General features: G+C 67.5%; 11 protein-coding genes and 1 pseudogene. 4 read left to right on the forward strand and 8 right to left on the reverse strand.

The features are described from left to right. Window positions 1–18 precede the first annotated feature (18 nt). Window positions 19–1,074, forward strand: coding sequence for an NAD(P)H-dependent amine dehydrogenase family protein (locus tag ABQF13_RS13380; protein ID WP_448393238.1), 1,056 nt, complete (start codon window positions 19–21; stop codon window positions 1,072–1,074). Continuing rightward, window positions 1,071–1,925 carry a patatin-like phospholipase family protein gene (locus ABQF13_RS13385; protein ID WP_448393564.1) on the forward strand — a complete coding sequence of 285 codons (855 nt, stop codon included), beginning with the start codon at window positions 1,071–1,073 and terminating at the stop codon, window positions 1,923–1,925. The genes ABQF13_RS13380 and ABQF13_RS13385 overlap by 4 nt, the downstream gene beginning before the upstream one ends. Here ABQF13_RS13385 and ABQF13_RS13390 read toward each other — a convergent pair whose 3' ends face one another. From ABQF13_RS13390 to ABQF13_RS13415, 6 genes are all read right to left on the reverse strand, one after another. Then, complete coding sequence (locus ABQF13_RS13390; protein ID WP_448393239.1) at window positions 1,926–2,885, reverse strand: patatin-like phospholipase family protein; 960 nt, start codon at window positions 2,883–2,885, stop codon at window positions 1,926–1,928. It lies immediately after the preceding gene. 27 nt (window positions 2,886–2,912) lie between these two features. Continuing rightward, entirely contained in the window at window positions 2,913–3,347 is a 435-nt protein-coding gene (gene lpqV, locus ABQF13_RS13395; RefSeq protein WP_448393240.1) for a lipoprotein LpqV, read from the reverse strand. Window positions 3,348–3,368: 21 nt separating this feature from the next. Beyond that, window positions 3,369–5,090: a PGRS repeat-containing protein gene (locus ABQF13_RS13400; RefSeq protein ID WP_448393241.1), complete on the reverse strand. Its 1,722-nt coding sequence runs from the start codon at window positions 5,088–5,090 to the stop codon at window positions 3,369–3,371. Window positions 5,091–5,520: 430 nt separating this feature from the next. Then, entirely contained in the window at window positions 5,521–7,227 is a 1,707-nt protein-coding gene (locus ABQF13_RS13405; protein ID WP_448393242.1) for an alpha/beta hydrolase, read from the reverse strand. Window positions 7,228–7,236: 9 nt separating this feature from the next. Next, window positions 7,237–8,013, reverse strand: a complete 777-nt coding sequence (locus ABQF13_RS13410; protein ID WP_448393243.1) for an enoyl-CoA hydratase — start codon at window positions 8,011–8,013, stop codon at window positions 7,237–7,239. Beyond that, window positions 8,010–9,059, reverse strand: coding sequence for an enoyl-CoA hydratase/isomerase family protein (locus ABQF13_RS13415; protein WP_448393244.1), 1,050 nt, complete (start codon window positions 9,057–9,059; stop codon window positions 8,010–8,012). Before ABQF13_RS13415 ends, ABQF13_RS13410 begins: the two co-directional genes overlap by 4 nt. A gap of 153 nt (window positions 9,060–9,212) precedes the next feature. On the opposite strand from ABQF13_RS13415, the gene ABQF13_RS13420 reads away from it, so the two are divergent. Beyond that, complete coding sequence (locus ABQF13_RS13420; protein ID WP_448393245.1) at window positions 9,213–10,061, forward strand: Bax inhibitor-1/YccA family protein; 849 nt, start codon at window positions 9,213–9,215, stop codon at window positions 10,059–10,061. 144 nt (window positions 10,062–10,205) lie between these two features. Then, window positions 10,206–10,815: pseudogene (locus tag ABQF13_RS13425) on the forward strand (hypothetical protein). Between the two features lie 64 nt (window positions 10,816–10,879). Here ABQF13_RS13425 and ABQF13_RS13430 read toward each other — a convergent pair. Beyond that, complete coding sequence (locus ABQF13_RS13430; protein ID WP_448393246.1) at window positions 10,880–12,097, reverse strand: acetyl-CoA C-acetyltransferase; 1,218 nt, start codon at window positions 12,095–12,097, stop codon at window positions 10,880–10,882. A gap of 34 nt (window positions 12,098–12,131) precedes the next feature. Then, complete coding sequence (locus tag ABQF13_RS13435; protein ID WP_448393247.1) at window positions 12,132–13,100, reverse strand: SGNH/GDSL hydrolase family protein; 969 nt, start codon at window positions 13,098–13,100, stop codon at window positions 12,132–12,134. Between the last annotated feature and the right edge of the window lie 27 nt (window positions 13,101–13,127).

Genomic DNA, 13,127 nt, shown 5'->3' on the forward strand with positions numbered 1-13,127 from the left:
TAGTTTCTTGGAGGCGATATGGGGTTGCGGGTCGTGCAGTGGGCCACCGGCGGGGTCGGCGTCGCAGCCATCAAGGGTGTGCTCGAGCACCCCGACCTCGAACTCGTCGGCTGCTGGGTGCACTCACCGGAGAAAGCAGGAAAAGACGTCGGTGAGATCATCGGCGCCGAACCCCTGGGCGTCACGGCCACCAACAGCGTCGACGACATCCTCGCGCTGGACGCCGACGCGGTGGTCTACGCCCCACTGCTGCCCAACCCGGACGAGGTGGCCGCGCTGTTGCGATCGGGTAAGAACGTCGTGACGCCCGTCGGCTGGGTGTACCCGAGTGAGCGCCAGGCCGCGCCGCTTCACACCGCCGCGCTGGAGGGTAACGCGACGCTGCACGGCACCGGCATCGCGCCCGGCGGTATCAGCGAGAAGTTTCCGCTGATGTTCTCGATCATGTCGACCGGGGTGAGTTTCGTTCGCGCCGAGGAGTTTTCGGATTTGCGTACCTACGAGGCGCCCGATGTGGTGCGGCATGTGATGGGTTTCGGCGAGGTGCCGGAGAAGGCGCTCAGCGGCCCGATGCAGAAGCTGCTCGACGGCGGCTTCATCCAGGCGGTCCGGATGTGCGTCGACAAGATCGGGTTCCGCGCCGAACCGAAAGTCCGCTCCTCACAAGAGATCGCGGTCGCGACAGCACCCATTCCGTCGCCGATCGGAGAGATCGAACCCGGGCAGGTCGCGGGCCGCAAATTTCACTGGGAGGCGCTGGTCGACGGTGAACCCGTCGTGCGGATCACGGTGAACTGGCTGATGGGTGAGGACAACCTCGACCCGGCGTGGAACTTCGGGCCCGAGGGGCAGCGCTACGAGATCGAGGTCCGGGGCAACCCGGATATCACCGTGGCCATCAAGGGTTTTCAGTCCGAAATCGGCGGCGAGGGACCCGAGTACGGCGTGGTCGGCACCGCTGCGCACTGCGTGAACTCCATCCCGGCGGTGTGTGCGGCACCGCCCGGTATCGCGACCTATCTCGACCTGCCGTTGATCAGCGGTAAGGCCGCACCGGATCTGAGCCGGCCATAGTGACGAAAATTGCGTTGGTGCTTGCCGGCGGCGGGCTGGCCGGTATCGCTTGGGAGACCGGGGTTCTGGTTGGTATCGCCGATGAAGCCCCCGAGGTGGCCAAGGCGCTGGTGGAGGCCGACGTATTGGTGGGCACCTCGGCGGGCTCGGCCGTCGCCGCACAGCTGTCCAGTGGGCTGGACCTGGAGGCCTTGTACGAACGGCAAACCGCGGCGACGTCGGCCGAGCTCACCCCGAGCGTGAGCATCGACGACATCACCGAGTTGTTTCTGGCCGCGGTGACCCAGCCCGGCACCAGGGCCGAGAAGCTGCAACGCATCGGCGCGGTTGCGGTGTCGACGCCGACGGTGGCCGAACCCGTGCGCCGTGCGGTGATCGCCCACCGCTTACCCATCAAGCGCTGGCCGCAGCGTCAACTGCGGATCAGCGCAATCGACGTGGCCACCGGCGAACTCGTCACCTTCGACCCGACCTCCGGCGTCGAGCTGGTCGATGCGGTCGCCGCGAGTTGCGCGGTGCCCGGGGTGTGGCCGCCGGTGACCATCGGCGATCGACGCTACATGGACGGCGGTGTCGGCAGCACGGTGAACATGGCGCTGGCCGCGGACTGCGATACCGCGGTCGCGCTTGTGCCGCAAGGCAAGTCGTCGCCGGCACCGTTCGGGGTCAGCACGTCCGAAGAGATCGACGCATTCGATGGCGCGACGTTCGCGGTGTTCGCCGACGACGACTCTCTGTCGGCGTTCGGCAAGGATCCGCTCGATCCGCAGTGCCGGATACCGTCCGCGGCGGCGGGCCGACGGCAGGGCCGGCGGGTGGCTGCCGAACTCGGCACGTTCCTCGGGCGCTGATCAACCCTCAGTCGAAGGAGTTTCGAGCTCGTCGAGCGCGACAGCCGCCAGCGCGCGGCCGACCTCTATGACCTCTGCGGCGCGGTGGAAATCCAGGCTGCGGCACGCACTGCGCGGCACCTCGATCAACAGGTCGGGCGGATAGTTGGCCAGCTGATGGCGTGCCAGCGCCGCCTGGGCGATGTCGATGGTGCGGTTCATCACCTCGAAGCTGCCGAGTTTGGGCACCGTCGCTTCGTTGGTGGCGTCGACCAGTTCGGTGTCGCTGTCGCTCTCGTCGTCGCTACCGGACCCGGAGCGGCTCCGCACCGCACTGGAATCGAACAGCGCCGTGGTGCTGCGCCATACCCTGCTCAGCCACTCGGTTGTCCTCGGGCCGCCATCGGAAACGGCCTCGGCACCACCGGATTCGCTGCCGGCCAACGACACTGCGATCGTGAGATCGGCATTGACGGCCGCGATGGGCGCCATCGGCAGGGGGTCGAGAATGCCGCCGTCGGCGAGCAGCCTGCCGTCAAGCACATGCGGGGTGATGACGCCGGGTATCGCGATCGACGCGCGAATCGCCGCATCGACAGGGCCGCGTTGCATCCACACCGACTTACCGGCGATCAGATCCGTCGCCACCGCGGTGTAGGGGATCGCAAGGTCCTCGATGCGGACATCACCGAGAATGTCGCGCACGGCATCCAGAATCTTCGATGCGCGCAGCACACCCGCGGCGGTGATCGAGGGATCCAGCAGCCGCAGCACCGCGGCCTGGGTCAGCGCCCGTGCCCAGTCGGCGAACTGACCGAGTTTGTCCGCCGCCTGTAGCCCACCGACGAGTGCACCCATCGACGAGCCGGCGATCCCGACGATGTCGTAGCCGCGGTCCCGGAGTTCGTCGATGACGCCGATGTGGGCGTAACCCCGTGCGCCTCCGCTGCCGAGTGCCAGCGCGACACGCTTGTCAGCCATCCCGTCATTGTCTCGCGCCGAGGGCAGTCAGCCACAGAGTGCGTCGGCGGCGGCGCGGACCGCCACGATGACGGCGGCCTGGCGCGGTGGATCCAACTGCGACCACGGGGTGCCGTAGGTCGCCGGTCCCGCCGAATCCGTCGACTGCAGCATGGCCAGATACGGCTCGACCTGCTCGTGCGGGTCGCCGCCCTGCTGCGCCATCCACTCCCGCGCGGTGGTGCAGGCGCGGTAGTACTCGTCCTCGGTGGAGTCGGCGGGTGCGCCGACGGCGGTGGTCACGCCGCCGGGGGAGACCGCGACCGACCCGGGTGCGGCCGTCGGGGTCTCGGCCCTGGTCGACGTGGTCGATGTCGGCGACGACGTCGGCTCGGTGTCGGTGCCCGACGAACAGGCCGTGGCGATACCGAGGCCGGTGATCATCAACGTCGCCGCAAAGGCATGCCGAAGGTGCGAGCGCATGCCCGCCAATCTATGCAATCGCTATCCGTCGGCCCCGTCGGAGCCATCGGAGCCGCCGTCAGAACCGGAACCGGTGCCGCCCGAACCGCCCGGGCCGTCCGCGGCGCCCAGGCCGTCACGTCCGCCGGTGCCGCCGTCGCCGCCGTTGCCGACGCCGTCGGTCGCGGTGCCGTTGCCGCCGTTGCCGCCCTTGCCGCCGCGGTAGCCGTTGGCCCAGCTGGTCCAGCCGCCGGTGCCGCCGTTTCCGCCGTTGGCCGTGCCCGTGTCCGCGGTGGCGTCGCCGCCGTCGCCGCCGTCGCCGCCGTTCTGCATCAACCCGCTGCCGCCGCCGCGGCCGCCGTTACCGCCGGTGGCTTCGCCCTCGTCGACGTCCGCGTCGCCGCCGTCGCCGCCGTTACCGCCCTGCCCGTCGATCCCGCCGGAGCCCGCGGACCCGCCGTCACCGCCGGTGGCCGTGCCGGTTCCGGCGTCCGCGGCACCGCCGTCGCCGCCGTCGCCCGCGGTGCCGTTGAAGAACGAGCCGCCGCCGGTTCCGCCGTTGCCGCCGGTCGCATCGCCCTCGTCGGTTTGCGCCGCGCCACCGGTTCCGCCGTTGCCGCCGTCGCCTTCGATGCCGATGTTGCCGCCGTCGCCGCCCGCACCGCCGGTGGCCGTGTTGGTGGTGCTGGTGGCCGCGCCGCCGTCGCCGCCGCCGCCTGCCCAGCCGAACAGCCATCCGGCATTGCCGCCGTCGCCCCCCGCTCCGCCGGTGGCGGCGCCGGTGTCGCTGGTGGCGCTGCCGCCCACACCGCCGAACCCGGCGCTGCCCAGCCACGTGTTGGCGCCGCCGTGACCGCCTTGGCCGCCCTGTGCATCGCCGGACCCGCTGACGGCGTCGCCGCCCGCGCCGCCGATGCCTGCGTTGCCGTGGAACCACCCCGCGTTGCCGCCGTTGCCTCCGTTGCCGGCGACGACGTCACCGTCCTCGTCGGTGATGCTGGCGCCCGCACCGCCGGCGCCGCCGTTGCCCCACAGGCCGGCGCTGCCGCCGTTGCCGCCCTTACCGTTGTTGACGCCTGCGACGCCTGCGCCGCCGTTTCCGCCGCTGCCGAAGAGCAATCCGCCGCGGCCGCCGTTCTGGCCGGGACCGCCGTCGGCGCCGTTGCCGATCAGCAGACCGCCGTTCTCGCCGGGTTCGGTGCCGTTGTGAAACAGCGTTTTGAAACCGGTCTGAAATGCCGAGCTCATCGCGAGCGCCGCGTTCTGGAACGCGGCGTTGGCGCCCAGCAGTGCTGACGTCGAGGGGTTGCCGTTGCTGCGGATGCCGGGCGTCCCGTCGCCGCCGCTCGGCACGGATATGGTCCAGCCGAACAGCGGGTTGCCCGCCGATGGGGGCTTCGGGATCACGTCTGTCCAGTCGAACAGCGGAGTGTTGGCGTTGCCCGACGGCGCGACCGGTGACGGCGGCAGGTAGTTGGTCCAGCCGAACATCACCCTGTTGTTCGGGTTCTCGTACAGGTCAGGCGAATACGGGGTGCCGCCATGCGGTGTCAGCCCGAGGAGCGAAGGCAGAAATGCGCCGAAGCCGAACAGCGAGTCGTTGAGCGCCGAGGACGAGGACGACGATGGGGTCTCGGCCACCGCCGGTGCCGAGGTGGCAAGCGCGCCGCCACCGGCTGCCGCGAGCACACCACTGGTCAACGCTGCCGCTGTCACCAGCGACTTCTTGTCCTTGGACGGTCGGGCGCGCGTGTGCTTGGCCATCGGCAATGTCGATCCCTTCGCTCGGTGAAGAAGCCATCGAATGTCATGGCTAATCAACCGCAAACAGTGAGCAACATATGATTAGCACAATTAGTGAGAAATTTCCCGGGTAACTCGGTGGTTGACAAGAATCCCTGATCGGCTCGTTCGGCATTTTCCCTGCTGGTTCCGCGCGTGCGCCTCGGCGGCACACCAGCAAACGCCAGGATCAGCCTCGATGAGTGTGCGTGCCGCGGTTACCGATATGAACGCAAACTCGGACGCCATCCGGTCCAATTTCGTTGGACGGCGTTTCGGTCGTCCTCTGGTGAGCCATGGCGATGCTGGCTTTCCCTGCCCATTATTGACGTACATGCCGAATAGTGGCTGGTGGTCAGCAACGCTGATGATGATGACCTGCAAAGCGGAACGTTGCCGACGACGTCCCCGGTTAATCGTTTTCGTCGCTGTGCAATATCGGACGCAGCTTCTCGGTCTTCTCCGCTGTCCATCCAGGCGGTTGCAGGATCGCCGCCCAGGCGTTCGCCACGTCCTTGACGTAGACGTGGCCGTGTCCGTCGGGCACGTCGACGGCGACCGCCATATCCGCCGACACCTGAAGGAACGTCACGATCGGAATCCACTGCATACGGCCGGACACGTCGTAGCCTTTCGGCTCGCGCAGCCAGTCCGGTTCGGCGAACAGCAGATCCGGATTCCACCACGCGATGGGGTCGGAGGCATGCTGCAAGTACACGACGCGCGGTGCGCCCCATGGGGCGTCGGGCCTGCCCAGGTTCTCGGCCCTGGCCGCGAACCTGACGTTCTCGCCGTCGTCGTAGATCGGCAGCCACATCGGTGACCCCGCGTCACGCTCGCGGGTGAGCTGGGTCCAGATGGTGTTGTTGAACGTCGGCCCGCTGAACAACGCGCCGTCGGTGCGGGCGATGAGGTTGTTGAGCGCCAGGAACGGCGCCTCACCGCCGAACGAACCGAGGCTCTCGCCGAAGACCACCAACCGCGGGCGCTGCGCTTCGGGCATCTCGCGGATCAACTCGTCGACGGCCTCGAACAGTGCCTGCCCGGCTTGGCGTGCGTTCTCCTTGTCCACCAGGAACGACAGCCAGCTCGGCAGGAACGAGTACTGCATGGACACGATCGCGGTGTCGCCGTTGAACATGTACTCCAGCGCAGAGGCCTCGGCATCGTTGATCCAGCCGGTGCCGGTGGTGGTGGCGACGGCGACCACCGCGCGGTCCAGTCCGCCTGCGCGCCTTAGCTCTTGGGCCGCCAACTCCGCGGTGGCCTTGATGCCGTCCGCGGAGTGCAGCCCGGCGTAGGCGCGGATCGGTTCGATCGCAGGCGCGCCGTTGAACTCGGTGAGCTGCTCGACCGTCGGTCCACCCGATACGAAGATCCGGCCTTGGTGCCCCAGGGACTCCCAGCTGTCCAGCGATTGCGGTCCGCCGGATCGCAACGGCGACGTCGGCGCAGCGAAGTCCGGGTCGGTCTCGTCGTTGACCGCCGAGAAGGTGTTGTTGATGGTGCTCATCGCAAAGCGGACCACCACGCCGTTGAGCAGCGCGATGCTCAACGCCAGCAGCAGGACCACCACCACGACGGCCGACACCCGCGGCGGTGCGAAGCGGCCGAGTTGGTGAACCAGGAAGCGCACCAATCTTCCGATCAGCTGGCCGATTTCGACCAGTACGAACAGCACGACGATCGACAGCACGGCGGTCAGCACATGGTCCCAGAACCCCATCCGCGGTACCCCGACGAGATCGCGGACCTCGTCCTGCCACACGTGGAAGTAGATGATCATCAGGATCTGGCCCACGATTCCGACGAACACCAGCCCGATCCATGCCAGCCGCGGTGCGGATGGGCTGCTGTCCTTGGACAGCATGTAGCGGGTCAACCAGACCGCGAACACGCCGATCCCGTATCCGGTGGCTCCGGCCCCGCCGCTGACAAGCGCTTGGAACAGCGGCCCCCGCGGCAACAGCGACGGCGTCAGCGAGAACCAGATGAACACCAGGCCCATCGCGGTTCCGGTGAACGTGTAGTGGCGCACCCACCACGGCTTGCGGGACGGTCGCTGTTGCGGTGGCTCCTCCTGGACGACCTCGGCCGTGTCGTCTCGGGTATCGGTCACCAAGGCAGATTAGCGATGGGTGAAGTTCGGGGGGCGCTTCTCGGTGAACGCGTTCATACCTTCGGTCTGGTCGTCGGTGGCGAACGCCGAGTGGAACAACCGGCGTTCGTAGAGGAGTCCCTCGGCCAGTGTGCTCTCGAACGCGCGGTTGACCGCCTCCTTGGCCATCCGCGATGCCGACAGCGACATATCGGCGATGGTCTTGGCCACCGCGCTCGCCTCGTCGAGCAGCTTGTCGGCGGGTACCACGCGCGACACCAGCCCGGCGCGCTCGGCTTCCTCGGCGTCCATGTTGCGCCCGGTCAGGATCAAATCCATGGCCTTGGCCTTGCCGATCGCGCGGGTCAGCCGCTGTGAACCACCCATACCCGGCAGCACGCCGAGCTTGATCTCGGGTTGACCGAACTTCGCCGAGTCGGCGGCGATCAGCACGTCGCACATCATCGCCAGCTCGCACCCGCCGCCGAGTGCGTAACCCGCCACCGCGGCGATGGTCGGGGTGCGCGTCGCGGCGAACTTGCCCCAGGCGGCGAAGAAGTCACTGGCGAACACGTCGGCGAACGTCAGGCTGGCCATCTCCTTGATGTCGGCGCCAGCCGCGAAGGCCTTCTCGCTGCCGGTGAGGACGATCGCGCCGACGCCGGGATCGCTGTCGAATTCCGCTGCGGCAGCGGTGACTTCGTGCATCACCTGGCTGTTGAGCGCGTTGAGCGCCTTCGGCCGGTTCAGCGTGATGGTGGCGACGCGGTCATCACGAGTGACCAATATGGTTTCGTAGCTCGTCATGAGAACTCCAGTTCGCGATCGGCCGGCGCGAAGTACGCTTCGACGTCGGCGGGGGTGACGGCCGCCAGCGAGGCCGGCGACCATTTCGGGTTGCGGTCCTTGTCGATGACCTGGGCGCGGATGCCCTCGACGAGATCATGGCTGCGCAGCGACGCGCACGAGGTCCGGTATTCCTGGCGCAGCACGTCTTCCAGCGTTTCGAGTTTGGCGGCCCGGCGCACCGCTTCCAACGCCACCGACACCGAAATCGGTGAACGGCTTTCGATCAGGTCGGCGGCCTCGCCGGCCAGCTCCGCGTCGTGGCCGCGCAACGCGGTGACGATGTCGGAAACGGTTTGCCCGGCGTAGCATTCGTCGATCCAGTTCCGCTGTGCGACAAGCTCGCTCGCCGGAGGCTCGGAGGCATGGGCGGATACGGCGGCGTCGATACCGTCGCGCAGCAGCGTATCCCTGAAGGACTGCAGCCGGTCGTGGGTGACGTAGTGGTCCGCGAAGCCCATCGCGATCGCGTCGGCGCCGTTGAACGTGACGCCGGTCAGCGCGGCGTGCAAGCCCAGCAGGCCGGGGGCGCGCGACAGGACCAGGGTGCCGCCGACGTCGGGTATGAAGCCGATGCCGACTTCAGGCATCGCCATCTTGGTGGTGTCGGTGGCGATCCGCACGCGCCCGTGGGCGCTGACGCCCACGCCGCCGCCCATCACGATGCCGTCCATGAGCGCGACGTATGGCTTGGGGTATCGGCCGATGTGGGCGTTGAGGAGATACTCGTCGTACCAGAAGTTGCGCGCTTCGGTGCCCTTTTCGGGGCCGTCGGCGATGGCGCTGTGGTAGATCGCCACGATGTCACCGCCTGCGCACAGGCCGCGCTCCCCGGCGCCGTCGACCATGACGGTGCGAACGGCGTCGTCGCTTTCCCATTCGGTCAGGACTTGGGACATCGTGATGACCATCGCGTGGTTGAGCGAGTTGATGGCCTTGGGCCGGTTCAGCGTGATCAAGCCGACGCCGCGGTCAACAGTTACTAGGACATCCTCGTTTTCGCCCACAAATGCAATCTAGATCGTCACGCGGGCTGATGGGGCGCCGGGTAAGGTTTTTCTGGAAATGGCCCGGCATCTTGGGAACCGACGTCTGGCCGTGATCGTTATCTGTGTGTTCGCCAACTCTGTCGAACCCACTTCACAGGAGAGGAACCGACGGTGCGGGAATCCAGCAACCCGGTATTTCGTTCGCTGCCCAAGACACAGGGCGGATATGCGCAATTCGGTACCGGAGCCGCCGGCTACGGTGCGGCGGCGGTACAAGCGGACCCCTATACGACCCAGTACCCCCCACAGCAGCAGGCCGGTGTCGCCCGCCCGCTGACCATCGACGACGTCGTCACCCGGACCGGCATCACGCTGGCCCTGCTGACCGCCGTCGGTGTCGTTTCGTACTACCTCGTGTCCCAGAACCTGGGCCTGGCCATGCCGTTCGCCCTGGTGGGCGGCCTGGGCGGGTTGGCGCTGGTGCTCGTCGCGACGTTCGGGCGCAAGCAGGACAACCCGGCCATCGTGTTGAGCTACGCCGCGCTCGAGGGCGTGTTCCTCGGCGCGATCTCGTTCATCATCGCCAACGTCATCTCGTTCGGCGGTGTCGGAATGATCGCGCAGGCGATCGTCGGCACGCTCGGGGTGTTCTTCGGTATGTTGGTCGTCTACAAGACCGGCGCCATCCGCGTGACGCCGAAGTTCACCCGGATGATCGTCGCCGGCCTGTTCGGTGTGCTGGCGTTGATGCTGCTCAACCTCGTCCTCGCGGTGTTCGGTGTGGGCGGCGGCACCGGTCTGGGCCTGCGCGACGGCGGCATGCTCGCCATCGGCTTCTCGCTGCTGTGCATCGGCCTGGCGGCGTTCTCGTTCCTGATCGACTTCGACGCCGCTGATCAGATGGTTCGGGCCGGTGCGCCGGAGAAGGCCGCGTGGGGTATCGCGTTGGGCCTGACGGTGACGCTGGTCTGGCTGTACATCGAGATCCTGCGTCTGCTCAGCTACTTCAACAGCGAGTAGTCGCTTCAAACGAAAAGCCCGGCACTACGGTGTCGGGCTTTTTCGTACGTTGGCTCTGTACACATGGCGTAGTTCATCCACAGATTCGCGCCGTGGGCGCAGAGTGACACTCTATTCGAGCGGCGAGGCTGCGAATGTGCGGTCATGGGGGAGATATCCGAACCGTTCATCGGATCAGAGGCGGTTGCGTCGGGTGCGCTCAGCCGGTACGAGCTGCGACGGTACTACCGCGCAGTCATGCCGAACGCCTACCTGGACAAGCGGATCGAGCCGTCTCGGAAGGCGGGGAACCCTTGGCCATGCGGTGGAGCGCCTCGATGCGTTAGCGCGGGCCACCGGTTTCAAGGCTTCGGCGATCGAAGAGCTGGCGGCAAGGCACCGCCACACGCGCGGCCTGCTCCAGCTCGAGCAGGCCCTGGATCTGATGGACGCCGGTGCGCAGTCACCAAAGGAAACGTGGTTGCGGCTGTTGCTCATTCGCGCGGGTTATCCGCGACCCCAGACACAGATACCGGTGTGGAGTCCAGACGGTACCCGACGCTATTTCCTCGACATGGGTTGGGAAGACCTCAAGATCGCCGCCGAGTACGAGGGCGATCAGCATCGGACCACCCGAGAACGGTTCGCCTACGAGATCCAACGTCTGGAGGACATCGCCGAACTTGACTGGCTGAACATCAGGGTGGCGGCGCGTCACCATCCCGCCGACATATTGCGTCGTGTCCGCCGCGCGTGGGAGGCACGCAATCGTTGACTCGGCGTCCAGGGCTCAAATTCGACTTTTTTGGCACCCTCAACGCAGAGTCAACGCCAACAAGTCAGGACAGCCGCTCGATCACCATCGCCATGCCCTGACCGCCGCCGACGCACATCGTTTCGAGGCCGAACGTCTTGTCGTAGGTCGTCAGGTTGTTCAGCAGTGTGGCGGTGATGCGCGCGCCAGTCATGCCGAACGGATGGCCCAGCGCGATCGCACCGCCGGAGACGTTGAGCTTGTCTTCGTCCATCCCGAGCTCACGCGCCGAACCCAGCACCTGCACCGCGAACGCCTCGTTGATCTCGTAGAGGTCGATATCGCCGATCGACATGCCCGCATTGGCCAGCGCCTTCTTCGTCGCCTCGATCGGGCCGAGGCCCATGATCTCCGGCGAGAGGCCACTGACACCGGTGGACACGATGCGCGCCAGCGGGGTCAGCCCCAGCTCGCGAGCCTTGGTGTCCGACATGACCACCAACGCCGCGGCGCCGTCGTTCAACGGACACGCATTGCCGGCCGTCACGGTGCCGTTGGGCCGGAACACCGGCTTGAGCTGGCTGATCTTGTCGTAGGTGGTGCCCGCGCGCGGACCGTCGTCCTTGCTGACCGTCGTCCCGTCGGGCAGCGTCACCGGCACGATCTCACGCTCGAAGAAGCCGCTGTTGATGGCCTCCTCGGCGCGGTTCTGGCTGCGCACGCCCCAGTGGTCCTGGTCTTCGCGGCTGATGCCGGTGGCCAGCGCGACGTTCTCGGCGGTCTGGCCCATCGCGATGTACACGTCGGGCAGCTGGCCGTCCTGGCGGGGGTCGTGCCATTCGTCGGCGCCGGCGGCGGCCTGCTCGGAGCGGCTCATCGCGTCGGAGAACACCGGGTTCTTGCTGTCCGGCCAACCGTCGGCAGTGCCCTTCGGGAACCGCGAAACCGTTTCCACGCCAGCGGAGATGAACGCATGGCCCTCGCCGGCCTTGATGGCATGGAACGCCATCCGGGTGGTCTGCAGCGACGATGAACAGTACCGATTGACCGTGGTGCCGGGCAGGAAGTCGTAGCCCAGTTGGACGGCGACGGCGCGGCCGACGTTGAACCCGGCCTCGCCAGCAGGTTGTCCGCAGCCCATGATCAGGTCGTCGATCTCCCGCGGATCCAGTGCAGGCACCTTGTCCAGCACCGCGCGCACCATCTGCGCGGCCAGATCGTCGGGGCGCATATCGACCAGCGAACCCTTCGCGGCGCGGCCAATCGGCGACCGCGCGGTCGCGACAATGACGGCTTCAGGCATGGTGTCTCCTCGCGTTGACGGCTATCAGGAGAACCTAGCTCGCGCGCGCCACGATGGGCGCGGGCACCCCAGTCGAACGCCGCCACAGCCTGCTCAAGCTGCCGACCCGAGCCACGAGCGTCGTGCCCTCGGACGGCTGCGTCTGCCACGGCAGCTCGGGCACCGCGCCACCGATCCAGTCACCCAACGCATTACACAACGCCGGGAACAACTGTTTGGCCGCGAGCGCATAACCGGCCGCCGACGGATGAAACATGTCGTGGGAGAACAGCACCTCGGGCATCTTGCGGAAATCGGGCGCCAGTAGGTCGGAGAACGGCACCGGCACACCACCGGCCGAGCGCACGGCTGCGGCCTGCACACGTGCCAGGCGCAGGCCGCGGCTGCGGGCCACCATACGCAGCGGCTGGGGGATGGCGCTGATCACGCCGAAGTCGGGGCAGGTGCCCACGACGACGACGGCTCCGCTGGCCCGTAGCCGCTGCACCGCCCGCGCCAGTCGCCGCGCCGACGCGCCGATTCCGTTCAGCGCGGTGACGTCGTTGGCCCCGATCATGATCACCGCGGCGTCCGGCGGCGGACCCGCGACGAACATGGCGTCGATCTGGCCAGCCAGCCCCTTCGACGTCGCCCCCACGATGGCCTTGGTGCTCAACCGAATTCGCTTACCCGACCTCTCGGCAAGCTCGCGGGCCAGCAGCACGCCCGGCACCTGGTCGGCGTCGATGCAACCGTATCCGGTCGCGGTGGAGTCACCGAAGATCATCAGATGCAGATCGAATGGCACGTCGCGCTGCCAGCGCTCGACCGGTCCGCCGCCCGGGGTGTACACGCCGTCGGCGCGCGGGGGGATGTCCCATGATTTGGGAATGACTTGGCGGGTTCGGGCCGCCTGTTCGCTGAGCAGGTTGCGCGCTCCGAGATATGCCGAACCCGTCGAGGCCAGCGCCGCCGCGGCCGCCAGGGCGACGGTTTTTGTCCGGTGCGGTGCGTGAGTGCCCACACACCGAGTTTAAGTGGGATTTTCTGG

This window comes from Mycolicibacterium sp. XJ879 (genome assembly GCF_053483935.1).

Bases quoted from the DNA above. Each gene is read 5' to 3' on its own strand.
- ABQF13_RS13380 (WP_448393238.1), top strand. From the start codon at position 19: ATGGGGTTGCGGGTCGTGCAGTGGGCCACCGGCGGGGTCGGCGTCGCA.
- ABQF13_RS13390 (WP_448393239.1), bottom strand. From the start codon at position 2,885: ATGGCTGACAAGCGTGTCGCGCTGGCACTCGGCAGCGGAGGCGCACGG.
- lpqV (WP_448393240.1), bottom strand. From the start codon at position 3,347: ATGCGCTCGCACCTTCGGCATGCCTTTGCGGCGACGTTGATGATCACC.
- ABQF13_RS13400 (WP_448393241.1), bottom strand. From the start codon at position 5,090: ATGGCCAAGCACACGCGCGCCCGACCGTCCAAGGACAAGAAGTCGCTG.
- ABQF13_RS13410 (WP_448393243.1), bottom strand. From the start codon at position 8,013: ATGACGAGCTACGAAACCATATTGGTCACTCGTGATGACCGCGTCGCC.
- ABQF13_RS13430 (WP_448393246.1), bottom strand. From the start codon at position 12,097: ATGCCTGAAGCCGTCATTGTCGCGACCGCGCGGTCGCCGATTGGCCGC.